The 18,919-nt window shown below is 61.3% G+C and carries 16 protein-coding genes; 2 read left to right on the forward strand and 14 right to left on the reverse strand.

The window, feature by feature from the left end; genetic code table 11:
* Window positions 1-36: 36 nt before the first annotated feature.
* The 11 genes from BM235_RS21830 to BM235_RS21880 form a co-directional block, all read right to left on the reverse strand.
* On the reverse strand, window positions 37-2,148 hold the full coding sequence (locus BM235_RS21830) for a heparinase II/III domain-containing protein (protein WP_090116370.1): 2,112 nt from the start codon (window positions 2,146-2,148) through the stop codon (window positions 37-39).
* Complete coding sequence (locus BM235_RS21835; protein ID WP_090116371.1) at window positions 2,145-2,906, reverse strand: SDR family NAD(P)-dependent oxidoreductase; 762 nt, start codon at window positions 2,904-2,906, stop codon at window positions 2,145-2,147. The genes BM235_RS21830 and BM235_RS21835 overlap by 4 nt, the downstream gene beginning before the upstream one ends.
* Window positions 2,903-3,097, reverse strand: a complete 195-nt coding sequence (locus BM235_RS21840; RefSeq protein ID WP_090116372.1) for a tautomerase family protein — start codon at window positions 3,095-3,097, stop codon at window positions 2,903-2,905. Before BM235_RS21840 ends, BM235_RS21835 begins: the two co-directional genes overlap by 4 nt.
* Before the next feature lie 33 nt (window positions 3,098-3,130).
* A complete protein-coding gene (locus tag BM235_RS21845) occupies window positions 3,131-4,183 on the reverse strand; it encodes an SGNH/GDSL hydrolase family protein (protein WP_090116373.1) in 1,053 nt (350 codons plus the stop codon).
* Window positions 4,184-4,238: 55 nt separating this feature from the next.
* On the reverse strand, window positions 4,239-7,577 hold the full coding sequence (locus BM235_RS21850; protein ID WP_090116374.1) for a chondroitinase-B domain-containing protein: 3,339 nt from the start codon (window positions 7,575-7,577) through the stop codon (window positions 4,239-4,241).
* Window positions 7,578-8,158: 581 nt separating this feature from the next.
* A complete protein-coding gene (locus BM235_RS21855; RefSeq protein ID WP_090116375.1) occupies window positions 8,159-10,021 on the reverse strand; it encodes a sensor histidine kinase in 1,863 nt (620 codons plus the stop codon).
* Window positions 10,018-11,034, reverse strand: coding sequence for a response regulator transcription factor (locus BM235_RS21860; protein WP_090116376.1), 1,017 nt, complete (start codon window positions 11,032-11,034; stop codon window positions 10,018-10,020). The genes BM235_RS21855 and BM235_RS21860 overlap by 4 nt, the downstream gene beginning before the upstream one ends.
* Window positions 11,035-11,127: 93 nt before the next feature.
* Complete coding sequence (locus BM235_RS21865) at window positions 11,128-12,732, reverse strand: extracellular solute-binding protein (RefSeq protein WP_255374516.1); 1,605 nt, start codon at window positions 12,730-12,732, stop codon at window positions 11,128-11,130.
* A gap of 129 nt (window positions 12,733-12,861) precedes the next feature.
* On the reverse strand, window positions 12,862-13,764 hold the full coding sequence (locus BM235_RS21870; protein WP_090116378.1) for a carbohydrate ABC transporter permease: 903 nt from the start codon (window positions 13,762-13,764) through the stop codon (window positions 12,862-12,864).
* 18 nt (window positions 13,765-13,782) lie between these two features.
* Window positions 13,783-14,745, reverse strand: a complete 963-nt coding sequence (locus BM235_RS21875; RefSeq protein ID WP_255374517.1) for an ABC transporter permease — start codon at window positions 14,743-14,745, stop codon at window positions 13,783-13,785.
* A gap of 272 nt (window positions 14,746-15,017) precedes the next feature.
* Window positions 15,018-15,650, reverse strand: a complete 633-nt coding sequence (locus BM235_RS21880) for an FMN-dependent NADH-azoreductase (RefSeq protein ID WP_090116379.1) — start codon at window positions 15,648-15,650, stop codon at window positions 15,018-15,020.
* Between the two features lie 136 nt (window positions 15,651-15,786).
* Here BM235_RS21880 and BM235_RS21885 point away from each other — a divergent pair, with 136 nt between their 5' ends.
* The gene (locus BM235_RS21885) at window positions 15,787-16,146 is read left to right on the forward strand and encodes a winged helix-turn-helix transcriptional regulator (RefSeq protein WP_090116380.1); all 360 of its coding nucleotides are present in this window, start codon (window positions 15,787-15,789) and stop codon (window positions 16,144-16,146) included.
* 167 nt (window positions 16,147-16,313) lie between these two features.
* Here BM235_RS21885 and BM235_RS21890 read toward each other — a convergent pair whose 3' ends face one another.
* Window positions 16,314-16,991 (reverse strand): aspartate/glutamate racemase family protein, encoded by a 678-nt coding sequence (locus BM235_RS21890; protein ID WP_090116381.1) that lies wholly within the window; start codon window positions 16,989-16,991, stop codon window positions 16,314-16,316.
* Between the two features lie 102 nt (window positions 16,992-17,093).
* On the reverse strand, window positions 17,094-17,789 hold the full coding sequence (locus BM235_RS21895; RefSeq protein WP_090116382.1) for an ArsR/SmtB family transcription factor: 696 nt from the start codon (window positions 17,787-17,789) through the stop codon (window positions 17,094-17,096).
* A gap of 84 nt (window positions 17,790-17,873) precedes the next feature.
* On the opposite strand from BM235_RS21895, the gene BM235_RS21900 reads away from it, so the two are divergent.
* Window positions 17,874-18,347 carry a DinB family protein gene (locus tag BM235_RS21900; protein WP_090116383.1) on the forward strand — a complete coding sequence of 158 codons (474 nt, stop codon included), beginning with the start codon at window positions 17,874-17,876 and terminating at the stop codon, window positions 18,345-18,347.
* A gap of 19 nt (window positions 18,348-18,366) precedes the next feature.
* On the opposite strand, the gene BM235_RS21905 is transcribed toward BM235_RS21900, so the two are convergent.
* Window positions 18,367-18,873: a GNAT family N-acetyltransferase gene (locus BM235_RS21905; RefSeq protein ID WP_090116384.1), complete on the reverse strand. Its 507-nt coding sequence runs from the start codon at window positions 18,871-18,873 to the stop codon at window positions 18,367-18,369.
* Window positions 18,874-18,919 lie beyond the last annotated feature (46 nt).

Genomic DNA, 18,919 nt, shown 5'->3' on the forward strand with positions numbered 1-18,919 from the left:
TCCCCTAGTTTAACACGTCTCGCGCGTCCCAGTTTCTCACCGATTGCCGGCTTCGGACATGGCGGGCCGAACTAGCAGTCCATCCTCCGCCAGCCGAACGGCCACAGTCCCGTTCGTACCCCGAACCTCGATCTCGGTATCCGAGATTCGGCAAAGCGCGGCCGAATCGCCCGCCGGCGCGTACAGCGCCGCGAATTGAACGACGCGGCCGCGCTGGCGCTGCAGCAGGCCCGCCATCGGACGCGCGGGATCGAGCGACGTGCCGGGCGATTGAATCCGATATAGCTCCGAGCCAGCCGGGACTAGCGCATGAATCGCGATCTCTCTCGCCAAACCATGCACGTCATCGCCCGCCCTCGCGCGGAACACGACCGCGCTTTCGGCAGCTGCGAGCCGCTCCGCCTTTATCTGCGCATAATCCGCCATAACCTGCACGGCATCGCCGATGTCCCGGTCGGCCAAACCTTGCGCCCTTTCCGCACCGTCCGGGCCGTCAGCCTTTTCCGAAGCTCCGGTTTCCTCTGGAGCCTCCCTCAACAAATGAAGCCACCAATCGACCGTATCCTCGGCCTCAAGCGTTACGACAAACCAGTCCAGCAGCCATCCTGAAGAGAGCCAAAGGTGACGGTCGAGCACGGCGCCTTCATAAGCGCCCTCGGAGCGCGCCCACGCGTAGGTGCGATCTGCACCCGTCTCGAATTTCAAGCACACGCCTGCATGCTCCGATTGCGAACGTCCGCCCACGGTCACCGTATTGTGGCTCGCGGTCTGCGAATACCAAGCGTGGCGAAGCGCGGAACCATACGGCACCATGCCGCGCTCGGGCGCGATGAAGCCGTCTTCGTGCATCAGCACGAGATTGAGCTTGTCGTAATGGCCGTGGCTGCCGCCATGCTGGCCGTAGTCGAGCACGAACGAGAGCGGATTGCCTGCTTGGCGCCCGACGGCGAAGCCCGCGTCCGGATACAGCCTGGAGCCGCGGACGTCGCTAAGCAACCGATTTTCCGAAAATGGTGCCTCGCACTCCCACTCGCCCTCGCCGAACAGCACGGCTTCAAGCCCCTCGCGCCGCGGCGCCCCGTTCGCTTGCGCATATGCTTGCCGAAGCACGGGCAGCAGCGGCTTCGCCCGGTAGACGCGCCAGCCGATCTCCATCACTTCTGCGACCTCGCGGGCGAACGGAACGCGCCGGTAAGGCCCGTCGTGCAGCGCGGGCAGCTCGCCGTTCGGCGCCGTCAGATCCGCGGCCGCGAGCAGCATCCCGTAAAAGCTCTGGCCAGCGGTGCCGGTCATGGCGTACAAATCCGTGCCCAGGCGCTCGGTCATCTCCGCGGCGATCAGATAGGCGCGCAGCACGAAAAGATGATAGTACGTGCTGCCTTCGAACTCGAACCCGTCCGCCAGCACCCCGATCGAGAGATGATCGCGCAGTCCACCTGGCGTCTCTAGCAGCGCGGCGAGCGCCCGTCCGTCCCCGCGTACGGCGTAAACGGCGGATAAGCATGCGTTCAGCCAGGCGGTATAGTTGTTGCGCGCGTCGCCCCGCTCCTCCACGAGGATGCGGCGGGCCTCCCCGGTTCGCTCCTCCAGCATCGCGAGGAACAGCGGCAGTCCCGGACAGCGCGCCTCTACGTCGACGCCGCCGTCGCTCAGCAGCAGCACGGCTCTCAACAGCGAGACGGCCCAGATCGACTCGGTCAGCGCCTGGTGGAACACCGTGCCGCGCAGCATCCAACCTTGCGCATCCGGGTTCGCGGGATACCGCGGATAGCTGGCCGCATAAGCCTCGACGATTCCGCAAGCCAGGTCGGCGCAGGCCGATTCGCCCGTTGCCGCATAGACGGCAGCCGCGGAGAGCGCCTCGCGGGCGTTCTCCTGATGGCGATAGACGAGCCAGGCGCCGCGGTAGGGCTCGCCCGCGAGCTCGCAGCCATATGGACAACGGAAGACATGCGCGTCCCGCTCCATCGGATCGAATACGAGCTCCGTATGGTGCTCGGGGCAAACGTACTGGTGCCACCACCCCGCAGGCGACACCGGAATCCCGATGTCCGAACCCACCGCCGCCTGCCTCAGCTTCGTTCGCAGCTCGTCGACGGCTTCCCGGCACCAGGCGTGCGACTCGTAGTTGCGCCGGATCGTATTCATCGCATAAACATGCCGCCGTTAATCTCGATCGTCTGGCCCGTCACGTAGGCGGACTGCGCCGACACGAGGTAGACCACGGCATTGCCCACATCCTCCGGCACGCCCTCGCGGCCGAGCGGGATCGTCTTGAGCGTCGCGGCGCGCGCTTCCTCCGGGGTGAACGTATCGTGAAACGCTGTCTGCCCGATGACGCCCGGCGACACCGCGTTGACCCGGATGCCCGAGCCGGCGAGCTCCTTGGCCAGCCCCTTCGCATAGGCGAGCATCGCGGCCTTGGCCGCCGCGTAGACGGACGCGCCCGGACCGCCGCCGTTGTGGGCGGCGACCGAGGAGACGTGCACGATCGCGCCTTCGCGCCGTTCCGCCATCGCCGGGATGACCGCTTTGCTCATGAAGACGCAGCTCTTGAAGTTCACGTTCATAACTTCCTCATAGTGCCGCTCCGTCATCTCGGCGTTCGCCACCCGGCCGACGAGATGCCCGGCATTGTTGACGAGAATGTCGATCGGTCGCCCGAAAAAAGCTTGGACCTCGGAAGCCAGCCGCTCCGTCTCCTCGACCTGCCGCAGGTCCGCGCCGAAGGCGGCGGCGCGAACGCCCGATTCGGCGATCTCGCGGGCAGTCGCTTCGCCCGCCTCCGCGTTGCTGTTGTAATGCACGGCGACGTCGGCTCCCTGCCGCGCGAGCGCCCAGGCGATCCCTTTGCCGATTCCGCTCCCTGATCCTGTGACTAGCGCAAGCTTTCCTTGGAGTGTCATAGCTGTCTCTCCTTCGCCTTTTTCAAATGTTCCGGTGCGTTGCCGTCGATCGGAACCTCGTTGAATTCCACCTTGATAAATGCCGGATCGCGGTCGATGATCCTCGCCATCTCCCGGGTAAACGCCTCCGTCAGCTCGTTCTTCTGTTCCTGCGTGCGTCCTTCGTACATGCGGATCGTAATCAGCGGCATCTCTTTTCCTCCTTTTTTCTAATGAACGGGTTATTAAACAGGAGCTGTCCGGCTCTCCAGCAGCGCTGTCAGGCCAGGGCGCAGCGCGTCCGCCAGACGTTCGCCCATCCGGATGTGCCCGTACTCGGACGGGTGGATCAGATCGCTGGTCAGCCAGGCAAAATCGCCGAGGATCTCCGTGCCCTCTACGAGACGAATCTCGCCGCCCGCCCGTCCCGGTTCAGAGCAAAGCCGCCGCAGCGCTTCGTTAAACTTCAGTTCCTCTTCGCGGAACGCGTCCGCTTCATAACGCGACCGGGTCGCCCGGTTCGGATAAATCGTCGTCAGCAGCGTCGGTCGCCCCGGAGCCGCATCGGCCAGGCGATCCAACAGATAAGCCGCCCGCGCCTCGAATTCGTCTGCCGGCACCTGGCCGCGCATGTTGACGCCGAGTTCCAGGAATACCAGATCCGCGCGGCGCGACGCGATGAAGTCCGACAGCCCCCGCTCGCAGAAGCACGAGCCGCTGAGACCCAGATTGATCGCGTCCAGACCGAGACGCTGCGCCGCTTGTTGGACATAGCCGTTGGCATGGTTCAGCGAGCCCGCGCCCTGCGTGATCGACGAGCCGTACGCGAGCAGCGTCAGCCGCGGCATTTCGTCCGGCGCCGGCGGGCGCAACTCGCCGCCATAAGCGTCCGCGCCGTAAAACACGGCGGCGAACCGATCGAAGCAGATCCGCCATACGTCCGGCGAAAAGCCGCTGCCCCCGAGCGCCGCGGGTTCGACGCCGTCGAACCGCTCCGGCGTCTCGAGCAGGATCGTCTCCGGCATGCCTGCCCGCAGCCGATGCGAAGCATGAAGGAAATCCCCGCGGTACACGAGCGCGGTCCCATCCTCCTCTGCCGCGCCGACGATCACGCGCGCGATTCTCGACGAAGCGACGAATCGAATTTCGCAGCCGTTAGACAGCTCCGCCTTGATCCTGCCTTTGTCCGTCAGGGTGCGCCGCACGTCCTGCGGGAATCTCTGGAGCCGAAGCCCGGACAGGCCGGGCTTCGCTTCGAGCTCCGCGACGTTGTGAAAATATAGGCCTTGGTGCTCCAACTCGTTCCATCCTCCCGGCGCCTGTCTCATGCGTTCGTTCCAAGCAAGATGCGCCCTATTCGTCTATGACCGTGTAGATGAGCGTCGGCGCTTGCGCGGCGGTGCCCGCCTCGATCGTCCGAAGCGATATCGAGACGGCTGGAACGCCCGTCACGATCCGGAAGCTAAGCGTGCCGTCGGTCTGCCGCTCGTAAAACCGGGTGACGTCGAAGGTGACGTATGCCCCGCCGGTCAGCGGAGATGCGGCGCCGAGATCCGTGTCCGTCGAGACGGCCGCCGGCTGGTTGTCGGCCGTAATCTGCGCCGGAACCCATCTGTCGTCCTCGATGCCGTACAGCCGCAGGTCCGCGCCGGTCTGCGTCGATGCGACGTAAAGGCGCAGCCGCACCGTGTCCACGATGCCCGCCGGCGGGGACGTGGACGCCTTGACGTAGCCGGTCCGCCTGTCCGCGCCCTCGGTCTTGATCTTCATCTCCGTCGCCGTGCTGAAGTTCGTGGCGGCATTCGTCGACGTGACATTGTCGACGTACGTGTCGGCGGACGCGGTCTGCGCGGTATCCGCCGAATTAACGACGGTCGTCTGCACCGCAGTAGAAACGATGCTGCCGTAGGTTGCAGTAAGTGACGCGACGCCCAGCGCCTTCGCCTCTGCGACGCCCGTCGAGGATACGGCGATCTTGGATGGACTGCCGCTTGCGAACGTCGCCGAAGCCGTCACGTCCTCGATCGAATTGTCCGCGTAGCGCGCCGTCGCCGTCAGCTGCTTGGCCGCGCCGCCCAGCGCGATGCGATCGCGGATGCCGGACAGCTGCACGGAGACGAGCGCGGGCGTCGCGACCGTCAACGTGTTGGTCGAGGCCGTGCGCCCGGCCTGGTCGACCGCCCGCACTTGGTAAGCGTAGGACGTGCCCGGCTGGAGCCCGCGATCCCGGTACGCGCCGACGTCGGCGAACACGGTGTCGATCTGCGTGCCGTTCCGGTAGATGCGGTACGCGGCGACGCCGGAATCGTCCGAGGCCGACGGCCACTGGATGCGCGCCTCCCGCGGCGCGACGCTCGCCAGCATCAGCGGCGACGACGCGCTCCACGACGGCGGCGTTGCGTCTGCCGGCGTGCCGCCCGTGTACTCGTCGGCGCCGACGTCGCGGATGCCGACCTTCGCCTGGCCTTCCATATCGGAGGCCGCGTAAGCATAGGCGCCTGCGCTCCCATAGTCGCCGACCGCCGCGTTGATCGCGGGGCTGTTCGCCGCGAGCTTCTTGTAGCCGATCGTCCGCAGCGATGCGTATTCGGACGACGTCCACAGCCAGGCGTAGTCGCTCTGGCTCAGCGCGACCGAGGCGCCGACCATCATCGGGAAGGCGATCTTGACCTGCGCCTCCGTCAGCGGCGCGGCGAGGCCCGTCGCGAGCGTCGCGCCCTGCTGCGGGTACATCTGATTGCCGCTCCAGGTCAGGCCGACGGGCGGCGTCATCACTTTGATCAGCGAGCCCTGCGAGCCGACGGCCAGGTTGTTCGCGAACGTCAGATTTTCCGGCGCGATGCCGTACCGTTCGAATCCGAGCTCGATGTTGGCAACGTTGTTCACCAGCGTGTTGTTGACGACCGTCAGATTTTTAGCGATATAGTGCTGGGCCGGCGCCTCGGGATGCGCGAGCAGATCGTCCGCGTCGCCCGTCGTCACCGTGATGGCTGCGTCCCACACCGAGCCGGTCAGGCCTTCGAAGTAGTTGTTGTAGATCTTGTGATTTTCCCCGTAGACGCGCACGCCTCCGGTGCCGAGCGGCAAGCCGGTCGGATCGGGATTGGGCGCGGTTCGACCGTTGCCGATGAACAAATTGCCGTAGACGCTCGAGCCGATGCCCGCCCGCAGCGTGAGCGAGCCGAGGCATTCGATGAAGTAGTTGTAGCGGATCGTGTTGGCGCCGCTCTTGACCGACACGAATTCCGGATCGCTGTCGACCTGATCGAACACATTGTATTGAATGGTCGCGTAGGCGTTCAGGGCGACCAGATTGGAGACGCCGAGGCGAATGCCCTCGGAGTTGTTGGGCTGGCGGGAGAGCGTATGGCGGAAAATGTTGTACTCCACCACGTCGTGCTGGGAGATCTCGTAAGGACCGGTCCCGGAGGCCACGCCGTCGAAGACGATGAATTTGCCCGTGTCGCGCTTATTTTCCATGAGATTATGGTCGATGCGGTTGTCATGGCTGCCCGAGCCGTCGAGCAGCACCCAGACGGACGACGTCGCGGGCGTGACCGAGGATGGCGAATAGAAGCGGTTGTCCGTGACGCGCATATGATGGGAACCTGTGAGGCGCACCCAGTTGCCGGCGCTCGCCATCGATAGCGTCGCATCCTCGAGCGTGACGTACGAGCAGTCCGTGAAGCGCAGGCCGGACGAATTAAAAACGGCCAAGCCTTTGTTTTTGGCGCGGATCGTAATCGGCGCTTCGGCCGTGCCGTGCACGCCGGTGATCGTCAGGCCGGCGTAATTCCCGTCCTTGAGCAGCACGGTCGTGCCCGGCGTCGCGGCCTGCAGCGCCGCGCCGAGCTCGGTCGCGTTCGCGACTTCGACGGTCGTGCCGGGTACGACCGGCCCGCCGTCGACGGAGGCCTCGATGTCGTCGAAGGCGGTCGCGCCCGCCCGGCTAAGCAAGCCGACGTCGCCGGCGCCGATCGGCGCCGTGTCGGTGCCCGACAGCACAAGCTGGCCGTCGTAGTAGCCTTCAAGCGTCAGGCTGCCGTCCGGGTTTTCCGCGATCTCGAGCCGAAGCGGGAGATAGCCGTTGCCGTCGAAGTGCGCGGACAACGTCGTATTCGGTACGGATACGCCGCTCGCATTGGCCGTCCCGGCCGTCTGGGGCACGGCGGCTCTGGCGTTTGCCGTCACCCGCTCCAGATAGAACTGGTAGCTGGACGAGTTCTTTTTCATCGTGAACTGGTAATAGTCCGCCACGCCGCCGCTCGTCGCAAAGCGGGCGACCAGGCCGGCATACGTGCTGTTCGCGCCCGTCACCTTCAGCTTGCCGGACAGCGTCGCGCTCTCGTCCGCCAAGTCGGGCTCCTGCGCCGTCCAGTACGGATTCGTCAGCACGTAGACGCCGCTCGTCCCCGTATCGGTCTGCTGCAGAAAATGCGCGGACGCCGACTGCTCGCCGACCGTCCACGCGCCGGACCCCACCGCGTTTTTCCACGGCTGCGCCGCGCTTGTCCCGCCGCCGACCGGCGAAGTGTATCCGCCCGCCGCGCTGCCGTAACTCTCGAAGCTCTCCAGCTGCGTGCCTGCCGCCCGCGCGCCGCCCGGTCCCGCCGATGCCGCCGTCCCCGTCGCCAACAAGAGCGCGAGCGCCACTCTCGTCCCGCCGCTCCTCAACCGCCGCCAACCCATCATCGAATCACCAGCTTTCCCTCGTGATGGTTCCGATTATAGGCCGGGGCGTCCGGCAAGTAGATGATCGTTTTTAAGCGCGGTTGATGTTTTTTACAGGCGATGTGCGGGGGCATTATGACTACGATTACTAAAATTACTTAGATTTTTTAATTGCATAGATGGCTTAGATTGTTTCGAAGCAAGCATAGGAGGTCGACTGGTGGATTGGGTTAAGGGCAGTTTGCTTAAAAAACTGCAATCGTGCAGGCTTTGTGACGCAAATGTAGCGTTTTCGAGAGAATGCCTGCAAATATGCATCCTTTACGCTGCCGATCGCTACTTTGGCTTATAAGTCTGGCAAAAGCCTGTATGTTAGCATCCTTTTTAAATGAGGGGTTGCGTCCGTGGGAAAAGCCTGCATTTCTGCAGGAATTATGCACGGCATGGCGCGGCGGTACGGCGTGGTGCGATACGACGAGGCGCGGCACGACGCTGAATACGCGGCACAATCGGCTTGGCCGCTGCGAAATGTCCGGGGTATCGCACCCTGCTTCCGATAGGTTAGCTCCGCCCCCTCGCCTCGCCACCGCCCGCTCACATACTCACATCGCCTCCCGCTCTCCCGCCCCCTCCGTTGGCCCCGATTGCCCCGCAGCGCCCGAAGTCCCCGCGTCCGGCAGCCGGATATACACCTTCGTGCCTTCTCCCTGCACGCTCTCGATCCGCAGCCCGTAGGACACGCCGAACACGAGCTGGATGCGCCGGTGCACGTTCATCATGCCGATGCCGCGCTTGTGCCGGCCGCTCTGCTGGTCCGCTTCGGCCAGCTGATTCGCCTCCAGCTGCGCCTGCAGCAATGCGAGACGCGCCGGCGCGATGCCGACGCCGTTGTCCTCGAGCAGGATGACGAGGCTGTCATCCTCGAGCCAGGCGTCGAGCCTGATGTAGTGATACTCCTCGAACCCGTCGGCGAAGGCGTGCTGGAACACGTTCTCGATCAGCGGCTGGAGCGTCAGCCGCGCGATCTTTTTCAGGAAGAACGCCGGCGGGATGCGCACGTCCAGCTCGAACTCGCGCCCGATGCGGTGCTTCATGATCGTCATATAGTTGAGCACGTGCTTGAGCTCGTTGACGATAGCCGTCTCCTCGAGGTACGTCTGGATCGAATAGCGGAACATGAGCGCCATCGCGTCGACGATCTCGGTGATCTCGGACGACTGCTGGATGACGGCGTAGCTCATGATATTTTCCAGCGTGTTGTACAAAAAGTGCGGATTGATCTGCAGCTGCAGCGACTGGAGCTCCGCACGCTGTCGTTCCAGCTCGGCATCCTTCTTGCTCAGCTCGGTGCGGTACAGCTTCTCCATCAGCTCCGACAAGCTCGTCACCATCAGGTTGTAGCGGTCGATCAGCTCGTCCAGCTCGTTGTTCGCCTGCACCTTCGGGATCTTGACCCAGTTGCCCCGCTCCGTCTGGCGCATGCCGTTCTTGATGATCTGGATCGGCTTGGTGAGCGTGCGGCCGAACCGGTAAGCGACGGCCAGGGCAAGCAGCAGCGTGATCGCGCCGACCAGGATAGACGAGTAGCGAATGCTCGCGATCGGCCGCCGGATCTCGGCAGTCGGGATCGACACCATGAGATTCCAGCCGGTGTAGGCGGACTTCAGGCTGACGAACATGCGCTTCTCGCCCAGCGACGAGTCGACGAAGGAATGCAGCTGGTTCTGCTCCATCTTGGCGCGCAGCCCCTCGTCCAGCGGCTGGCCGATCTGCGACTTGTCCGGGTTGTAGACGAATCGCCCCTGGGAATCGACGATGGCGAAGAAGCCCCGCTGGCCGAGATTGATGCCCTTCCACAGCGTGGAGAACTCGTCCGCCCGGATCTCGATCGCGAGGATACCCTTGAACCGGTCGTAGACGCCGCCGTACACTTTGCGCGCCAGCGTGATGAGCTGGTTGTCGCTGTCGCTGAACACACTGTTGTTGATGATCGTCAGCCGGCCGTTGTCGTCGGTCTCCTCCTCCAGCTCTTCGAGCGTCACCCGAGGCAGCGGATCGGTTATAAGGCGAAGCTCGGGGTTCGGATAATAGGCGTAGTTCCCGTTGTAGTCGATCAGGAACACCGTCATGATCTCCGGCGACTTGAGGAACAGCGGCTCGATGACCTGCTCCTTGATCCGGTGCGTCACCTCGTATCGTTCGTAATCGTCCGCCGGCGGCGCGTCCAGGAACGAGCGGATGTCCCCGTTGGTCACGAGCGACAAATGCGCGCGTTCGTACGAATTCAAATAGAGATCGGTGTGGTGTACGACGTTGGACACGATCTCGATCAGGTGCTGTTCGTTTTGCTTGCGCAGCTCGACGGACGAGTTGCGGTAGGAAAAAAAGGCGACGGACGCCACGGACGCGATCACGAGACAGGCCATGCTGACGAAGATGCTGCGGGCGAGCGACGGCTTCCTCATTTGATGCCCATCTTGCTGCGGTATTCCTGCGGCGACAGCCCCGTCACCTTTTTGAACGTCCGCGAAAAATGCGGGTAATTCTCGTAGCCGACCTCGAAGGCGATATCGTTGGTCCGGTGATGCGGCACCTCGAGCAGCTGCTTGGCGAGCTGGATGCGCTTGGCGATCCGGTACTGGACGAAGCTCATCTTGTGCACCTTTTTGAACAGCAGGCTTAAATAAGGTGGCGTGATCCCCAGGTAATCGGCGACGTCCTCCAGCGACACCTCGCGGGTGATGTGGTCGTCGATATACGTCTTGGCTTTCTGCATCAGGTCCTGGCCGCCGCGGCGAAGCGCCAGCTCGTCGATCCACCGGAGCACCTGGACATATAACCCGATATAACGCTCGTCGGTGCCTGCCGCGTCAGGCGCCGGCTCGGCCGCGGCAGGCGGCTCGAAGCCACGCTGCGCGAGACGCTTGCGGATCATGGACAGGCTGTCGTCCATCAGATTCGCCCACTCCGCTTCGGTGGCGGACGCGGCCCTGCAGTAGGCGCGGCACGCCTCGAGCTGAGCCTCCGCCTGCGGCGTATCCAGCGCCCAGACGGCCTCGACGATGCGCTCGATATGCTCCTCGAAGCGGGCGATCGAGAAGGTGGACTCGCTCTTCGGCAGCAGCACGGCGAGCAGATTATGGATTTTGGCCGGTGTAAACGGTTTCAAAATATATTCTTTAACGCCATAAGAAATGCACGCCTGCGCGTACTCGAAATCGCCGTAGCCCGAGATGATGACCTTGCGAATGCGCGGATACCGCTCGTGAACCTGCCTGCACAGCTCAAGGCCGTCCATCTTGGGCATCCGGATGTCGGTGAGCAGCAGGTCGGGCGGCGACTCTTCGATCATCCGCAGCGCCTGCGCGCCGTCCGCCGCGGTGCGGATCGAGCCGACCGGCTGCGGGTACTGCCGAAGCACGGTGACCAGCGCCTTCACCGTCAGCGGTTCGTCGTCCACGATGAGAATATGCTTCATCAAGCGTCCCTCCCGGATGAACGAAAAAACATTTATTCCCTAAAGAATAAATGTTTTTCCGACTCTTGTCAGCCTAAACGCCCGCCGGCACGATCATTCGCCCAGCTTGACGCCGTCCTTGCTGTTGTACCGCTCCGTCGCTTCCTTGATGATCTCGTTGCCGCCCTTCGACCGCCATTCTTCGAGCACCTTCGGCCAGTCGGAGATCGGCTCCTTGCCGTAGATCATCTTGAGCATATGGTTCAAGATGATCGGCGGCATGTCGGAGAACTTCAGCCCTGCGTCGCTGTACTTGCCGCTCGCTTCAAGCTCCGGCAGGAAGGAGATGCCCTCGCGCCCTTCCTTCGTGACGACCGAATCGAACAGTTCGACGACCTGACGCCCCGGCTCCGTCGTGGCGAGCAGCGTGCGGTTGAGCGCCGTGTCCTCCACCATTCGCAGAATGCTCGAGCGGAACTGCTCTTCGTACGTCTCCTCCGCCGTCACCGGCTGCTTGTATTCGACGTTGCCGTCCTTCAGCGTGTACGTGTCGCCCTCGATGCCGAAGTTGAAGAACCGGTCGCCTTCGTCGGTCATCATGAAGTTGAGCAGCTTGAGGATGGCCGCCGCCTTTTCCTCGCCCACGTTGCTGTTGATGTAGGTCAGGTTGCCCGTGTAGCTGTACTTCATCATGCCGCCCTTGCCGTCGTCGCCGACCGGTGAAGGGATCATCGTGACGACCGCGTTCGGGTTCGCCGCCTTGGTCGTGTTGACCCACGTCGTCATCAGGTTGGCGTTGTGATTCCAGATGCCCGACTTGCCGGCATTGATCTCGTTGGTCCAGCGGTTGCCGTCGACGCTCGCGAAGTCCTTGGCGATCAGGCCCTCGTCGTACATCGTCTTGTAAGCTTGCAGCGCCTTCTTCATCGCCTCCACTTTGAAGAATTTCGGCACGACCTCATCGCCGATTTTCTCGAACATCGTGCTGTAAGGCATGACGTCGTAGGCGCCGAAAATGAAGTCCGAGTAAGCGAATTTCTCGCGGAAGGCGAAGGGATGCTCGACGCCGTTTTTCTTCATCGCGCGCATCACGTCGAGGTATTCGTCGACCGTCTTCGGCACCGGCAGCCCCGTCGCGTCCAGCAGATCCTTGCGGATGAACGTCGCCCGGCGCGACTGGATCGACAGGTATTCGGGAATCGCGTAGATTTTGCCGTCATAGCGAACCTCGTTCCAGGCTTCCTCCGGAATCGCTTTCAACAAGTCCGGCGCGTACTGCTGCAGCAGATCGTCCAGCGGGAGGAACACGCCGCCCTTGACCGCGCCCAGCATATCCGTGCTGACCGGGTACATGCCCTGGATCGTGTGCAGCACGTCCGGCACGTTGCCGCCCGCGAACATGAGCGCGATCTTCGGCTTGATGTCGGCGTGGGGAATGAGCTTGATGTCGAGCTCGGTGTTCGTCAGCTCGCCCAGCTTTTTCACCCATTTATCCTTGTTGATGTCGTCGCTGGCCAGCGCGTACTTGTTCAATGCGTCGCTCATACCGATCGAGATCTTGACCGCCTTCTGCGGCGCCGTTGCCGTCGCGGTCGCCTTCGCGGTCCCGGACGCCCCGCTTGCCGGCGCGGCCGCCTCCGTCTTCTCTTTGTTCGAACAGCCCGCCAGCGTCACCGCCGCCAGCGCCGCCAATATCCCCGCGTTCCTCCAACCCCTCAAAGCGCCTCCCGCCATACGTCCATCCCCTTCGCTATTTGTGTTTGCGATTATGATCTTATCGCGGCCCGTTCGCCGCAGACATTGTGTTTTTTAAGCCGTGTTGACTTTTATTATACGGGATGAGGGCGATCACGACTTGATCGAGCCGAGCATCATGCCCTTAATGAAGTACTTCTGCAGAAACGGATACACCATCATGATCGGCACGGTCGCGATGACGATGACGGCCATCTTGAGCCCCTCGGGCGACAGATTGGCGATGTCCGCCGCGGTCGTCGCGAGGTCGGACGAGTCGGTGATGATGAACTCGCGCAGCTTGACCTGCAGCGGGAACAAGGCGCGGTCGCTGAGAAAATACAACGCGTTGGCGTAGTTGTTCCAGAGCGCGACCGAGTAGATGATGCCCATCGTCGCCATCGCCGGCTTGGCCAGGGGCAGGATGATCTTCCATAGCGTCTGCAGCTCGCCGGCGCCGTCGATCCGTGCGGACTCGATGAGCTCCCCGGGAATCGCGAGGAAGAAAGACCGCATGACGAACAGGTTAAATGCGCTGATCGCGCCGGGCAGCATGAGCGCCCACAGCGTATCGAGCATGTGCAGCTGCTTGATGAGTAGATAGTTGGGGATGAGCGGCGCGTGGAAGATCATCGTGACGAGCACCAGCGTCAGCACCCACTTGCGCTCCCGATACTCGGCCCGCGACAGCGGATAGGCGAGCGAAGCCGTCATGGCGAGCGCGATGAGCGTGCCTGCGACGGTGACGATCGCGCTCACGCCGAAGGAGCGCCAGATGCTCGTCTGCCCGAGGATCGCCTCATAATTGCTCGTCGTGAACTCGACCGGCCACAGGTATACGCGCTGATCGCCGATGGCGGCGGCGCTGCTGAACGACTGCGCCAGGATGTTGAAGATCGGCAGCAGCATGATCAGGCAAATGACGGCCAGGATGGTTGGAATGACGTAGGATGTACCCTTTCTTCGTCGGATCGTGGATGAGATTGAGGTTGGCGTCGAAGTTGAAGCTGCGTTCATATCGGTGGCCCCCATTCGTTAGTACAGGCCTTCGCCAGTCGTTTTTTTGCTGAGCGCGTTGGCGCCCATGATGAGCGCAAGCCCGATGAGCGACTTGAACAGGCCGATCGCCGTCGTGTAGCTGTATTGGCCCTGGATGAGGCCGACGTCATAGATGTACGTGTCGAGGATGTCGCCGCGTCCGCCGTTGAGCGGATTGAGGAAGACGTACACGCGCTCGAAGCCGAGGTCGAGAAACTGCCCGATCTGCAGCAGGAACAGCACTGTGATCGTCGGGAGCAGCGCCGGGATCGTGATCGACCGGGTTTGCCGCCAGCGGTTCGCGCCGTCCAGCTGCGCGGCCTCGTAAAGGTCGGGATTGATGCCCGCCATCGCTGCCAGATAGATGATCGTGCTCCAGCCTGCGTCCCGCCAGACGCCCGATCCGACGATAATCGACCGCACGTACGATTCCTCGCCCATGAAGTAGATCGAATCGACGCCGAAATGATTCAGCAATTGGTTCATGAGACCGTTGGTGGGCGACAAGATGCCGATGACGATGCCCGCCACGACGACCCACGACAGGAAGTGGGGCAGATAGACCGCGGTCTGCACGAACCGCTTGAACAGCCGGCCGCGGAGCTCGTTCATGAGCAGCGCCAGGACGATGGGGATCGGAAATGCAAACAGCAGCGTGTAGCCGCCGATCGCGATCGTGTTCATCAAGATGCGGCCGAAGTCAGGGTACTCGAACATGCGCTTGAAGTGGGCGAACCCGACCCATTCGCTTTTCCACATGCCGGCGAACACATTGTAGTCTTTGAAAGCCATGATCGAGCCGAAGAGCGGCACGTACTTGAAAACGAGAAAGAAGAAGATGCCCGGCAGCGATATGAGGTACAGCACCATGTATTTGCGGTAATGCGCGTACCGGCTGCCCGTCCGGGCAAGCGGCCTCGGCTTGGTCCGCGGCTTGACCGCGCTCGTGCTCGCGTGCACTGTCCATTCCCCCCGTCGCGGTTGTGATGACTGAAGTGTACCGCAGGATGCCGGGAGGCTGGGATACCGGGAATTAAGCGCGCTTATCTTTTTTTAAGATCGGGGAGGGGGTTAAGCGTATCGCCGGCTACAGCAAGCAGCAGGATCAGCCCTCGACTAGAACGACGTAGAAAATAACCCGGGAGCAGAAGTCCCCGGGTTATTTCATGCGATAACATGGTTGGAATATACAGCATAGATCGCCCGAGTCCTCGAGAAGGAAGCCCCCTTAGTTAGAAACCTTTGGCAACTTCCTTCGCATATGCAATTGCTTTTTCTTTAATAGCCGGAGCTCGCTCTTTTGATGCTGTTCCTTCAGCAAAAATGGCCTCCATAGAATGAATCCCATAGAACTGCAAAATCTTTTTCAGATAGCTGTATCCCATTTCGATTTCAGCAAGAGGACCTTCCGAATAAACGGAACCGCTAGCTTGAATGTGTAAGGCTTTCTTGCCGGGCAACAGACCTACAGGACCATTTTCGGTATATTTGAAAGTCTTGCCCGGAATTGAAGTCGCATCCGTGTATGCTTTCATAACCGGTGGGATCGAGAAATTCCACATGGGGGAAACATACACGTACTTATCGGCAGCCACGTATTGATCGACAATCTCCTCAAGACGAGCTACTTTTGACTTTTCAGCATCAGACAATTGACCGAAAGCTGAACCCGACCGAAGTTTTCCCCAACCACGTAAAACATCTGCATCGAATTGCGGAATATTCTCTTTGTACAGATCCAAATGAACAACTTCATCATTTGGATTTTCCTTACGGTACGCTTCAATAAATTCTTTGCCTACCGCGAGACTAAAAGATTCCTGAGGATCAAGGGGATGCGCGGTGATGTACAGTACAGTTGCCATGATAATCAAGACTTCCTTTCTGTAATTGATTTAAGTACACTTTCAAGGTTGATCGTATAACATATACTTACTAATGGTAAGTAGGCAAAAAAATGTGGTATAGTATTAAAAAAGGTACTGTAAAGGAGGCCAACGTATGCAAAAGAACCCTTTCCAGTGTCAATTCGTTGCGGCGCTGGATTCGATCGTCGGCAAATGGAAGCCGATTATCCTTTATCATTTGCTTCAAGGTAAGCCTTTAAGGTTCAATGAGCTAAGAAGATTGCTGCCCGATATCACGCAAAGGATGCTTACGCTCCATCTGCGCGATTTGGAGGAGGAAGAGCTCGTTAAACGAGTCATTTATCCGCAAATCCCGCCGAAAGTGGAATACTCCATCACGGAATACGGCATGAGCCTGTCTCCGGTGTTGGAAACCTTACATCAATGGGGATTGGCCCATGTTGAGCGAAAGCAGCTAAAAAAGGCGAAAAATGAACAAACAGAAACGGACTAGCGTTCAATATTACGCTAGTCCGTTTCATTCTGTACCGAGTCATAGCAATATAACGAGGCGCAAGAGGCTCTATCTTGGGATAATGGCGGGTGGATCGGCTCAAATGACGCTCACTAGAGCTATATTGGAACGTCGGCGTCGTTAGACGCTGGCGCCCGGGGCCGCGCTTAGCGGCCGCCGAGCTCCCGCGCCAGCGCCTCTACGACGCTAGCAAGCGGACGAAGCGGATGGCCGATCGTCACGCCGCGCGCGGCTTCTGCCTGCTCCGCTGCATCGACCATCGACAGCTGCGCGACGGAGACCGGCCTTGCCGGTTCGGCGTCCAGAAGCCGGTCCAGCTCCGCCTGGACGACGTCCTGATACGCTCCCTTTTCCCCGCGCATGATGAGGCCGAACGCCTCGGGCAGCACGACGGTCTCGATCTGCGGCCGACCGCGATTCCCGCGCTCCGCATAATCATAAAGCCGGCTCATCGTCCCCGCGACGGTCGCCGGGTTCGTGAACAGCAGCGCTTGCGGGCCGGTGCGCCGGCAGATCTCCTCGAAGAACGGCTCGTCGATCTTGAGAATCGGCAGCTTGACTGCCAGCTGCGATTCGTCGAGTAAGGCGATATAGTTCGTGCATGTGATCAGGATCGCGTCGGCGCCGGCCTTCGCCATCCATTCCAGTTGACGAACGACATGCGCTCGCGCATGATCCTCCGTAAACGATTCATCCGCGCCCATGCGCGCGATCAACCCCGGATCGACGTAGTGGGCCCACGACAACCCGTCGGGTACGCGAAGCCCGTCGATGTAAGCAATATTCGATTCGTGCGCGTGAAGGCACGCGATTTTCAGCTTCATATGGGAATCCTCCGATTCGGATCAGATGTTGGCACGGGAAAGAGAACGCTCCTCCCGGGGACGCGCAGCTTAGCCGGCCGCACCTTCATGACACCGCCGGCATTAAGGCCGCCAATCCATGCCGTACAGATCCCGAAGGCTGTCCCGGCCTCGCTCGGTGACGCGCAAGGCTCTCGTCCCTTCCATGCGTTCGACCCAGCCGTTCGCAAGCGCCGCCGATGCGATCCTGGCACCCAGATAACCCCCGACGTGGTGGTATCTCTCGCTCCAATCCAGGCAGCGCTTGGCGAATACGCGTCTCCCCGGGGAGGATGCCCGGAGGTCGACCCCCCATCTCAAGAAGTGCGCGGCGCCTTCGTCCGTCACGCCGAATTCCCGGTCGGAGAGGATCGACAGATAAGACCGCTCCAGCCAAGCATTCGTCAACGCGACGCCCAACCGGCCCGCCAGATGATCATAGCAGGTGCGGGCGTGGCGCACTTTGATTAGCTCCTCGGACTGCCTAAGCGATCTGACGGGGCGGGCAGGGGACAGCGCCTCCAGCATCTCCACGAACTGCGCTACCTCAGCGTTCGCCAGGCGATAATAGCGATGCCGACCTTGAGACTCGACGATTAGCAGCTTCCCATTTACCAGCTTCGACAGATGCGCGCTGGCCGTCTGAGGCGATACGCCCGCGATATAGGCCAGTTCTCCGGCAGGCAGCGCCTGCCCTCCCATTAAAGCGTCCAGCATCTTGGCGCGGCTCGGATCGCCGATCAGCGAAGCCACGGATACGATATTCTGATATGCATTCATACTTCGATGCTAACCGAAATGTCGTCGTACTACAATATAATCCGAACGCCGGCTATCGCCGATCCCATTATCGGAGGAATATACATGGACGCCAAATCGCTCATCTTGCTCGATCTGAAAGAAACCCGCAGAAGATTTATCAAAGCCGCATCCAGCATCCCGGATCGATATATTCATTGGCAGCCCGATGCCGCAGCCCTGACCGTGGGCCAAATGATCCGGCATGTGCTGGAGCACGATTACTACTGGCATATGATCTTGACCGAACAGCGGCTGCCGACCGAGGAGGAAACGGCGCCGATGCAGGATCGGCCCTACACAAGCATTCAAGACGAGGTCGAACAAAGCGAACCTCACCATATTCGCTTCCTGTCCTACGTGGAGTCGCTGGACGTCCGCATGTTCGAGACGCGCCTGATTCGCTGGCCGCATCGTCCGATCGAACGCTACCTCGGAGACGCGCTTGAACGCAAATCCTATCACGACGCCGTTCATACCGGTCAGCTGCTGCAATACATGCGCATGCTCCAGATCAGCAGGCCGGATATCTGGGACTGACCCTTTTGGGTTGAATCCTTCACAGCCCCAGCCGCCAGTCGTTGCACCGCATCCAGCTGCCCGGCGGATATTCAAATTCGCATTCGCCGAGCAGCGTGAAGCCAAGCTTACGGCAGACGGCATTGGAGGCAGGGTTGTCCGCGCCCGGAAATGCATGGATGGTGCGGCGGGCGCCCTCCTTGCGGGCATGCTCAATCGCTTGGGACACTGCTGCGGTCGCGATGCCTTTGCCTTGATAGGCCGGCAGGATGCCCCATCCCATTTCGCAAATTTGCTCTCCCTGCCAGGTCCGGTCCCAATAGCCAACAGTCCCGACTTGCTCAAGCCCGGGAAGCAAGATGACCGCGAACATGCGGCCCGTTCCTTTCCCCGCAATCCGCAAGTACCGTTCGTGGCGCTCCGCGACCTGCGCCTCCGTTTCCGGTCCGCCCAGATGCTCGGTCATCTCCGGCGCGTTCATTCGGTGCAGCAGCTCGAAATGCCCCCCGGACCACGTTACGATTTCCGCTTGCGCTCGTTCGCTCATTCGTGTCTCCTCCTCTAGGTTGCTGTCCTGTAATCCCATTCTATCA

The organism is Cohnella sp. OV330, from assembly GCF_900112065.1.
In the GTDB taxonomy this organism is placed as follows: Bacteria; Bacillota; Bacilli; order Paenibacillales; family Paenibacillaceae; genus Cohnella.

Excerpts from the sequence above, each read along its gene's own strand:
- BM235_RS21860 (WP_090116376.1), bottom strand. The coding sequence starts at position 11,034 with ATGAAGCATATTCTCATCGTGGACGACGAACCGCTGACGGTGAAGGCG.
- BM235_RS21830 (WP_090116370.1), bottom strand. The coding sequence starts at position 2,148 with ATGAATACGATCCGGCGCAACTACGAGTCGCACGCCTGGTGCCGGGAA.
- BM235_RS21855 (WP_090116375.1), bottom strand. The coding sequence starts at position 10,021 with ATGAGGAAGCCGTCGCTCGCCCGCAGCATCTTCGTCAGCATGGCCTGT.
- BM235_RS21840 (WP_090116372.1), bottom strand. The coding sequence starts at position 3,097 with ATGCCGCTGATTACGATCCGCATGTACGAAGGACGCACGCAGGAACAG.
- BM235_RS21890 (WP_090116381.1), bottom strand. The coding sequence starts at position 16,991 with ATGAAGCTGAAAATCGCGTGCCTTCACGCGCACGAATCGAATATTGCT.
- BM235_RS21850 (WP_090116374.1), bottom strand. The coding sequence starts at position 7,577 with ATGATGGGTTGGCGGCGGTTGAGGAGCGGCGGGACGAGAGTGGCGCTC.
- BM235_RS21885 (WP_090116380.1), top strand. The coding sequence starts at position 15,787 with ATGCAAAAGAACCCTTTCCAGTGTCAATTCGTTGCGGCGCTGGATTCG.
- BM235_RS21870 (WP_090116378.1), bottom strand. The coding sequence starts at position 13,764 with ATGAACGCAGCTTCAACTTCGACGCCAACCTCAATCTCATCCACGATC.
- BM235_RS21895 (WP_090116382.1), bottom strand. The coding sequence starts at position 17,789 with ATGAATGCATATCAGAATATCGTATCCGTGGCTTCGCTGATCGGCGAT.
- BM235_RS21900 (WP_090116383.1), top strand. The coding sequence starts at position 17,874 with ATGGACGCCAAATCGCTCATCTTGCTCGATCTGAAAGAAACCCGCAGA.
- BM235_RS21880 (WP_090116379.1), bottom strand. The coding sequence starts at position 15,650 with ATGGCAACTGTACTGTACATCACCGCGCATCCCCTTGATCCTCAGGAA.
- BM235_RS21835 (WP_090116371.1), bottom strand. The coding sequence starts at position 2,906 with ATGACACTCCAAGGAAAGCTTGCGCTAGTCACAGGATCAGGGAGCGGA.
- BM235_RS21905 (WP_090116384.1), bottom strand. The coding sequence starts at position 18,873 with ATGAGCGAACGAGCGCAAGCGGAAATCGTAACGTGGTCCGGGGGGCAT.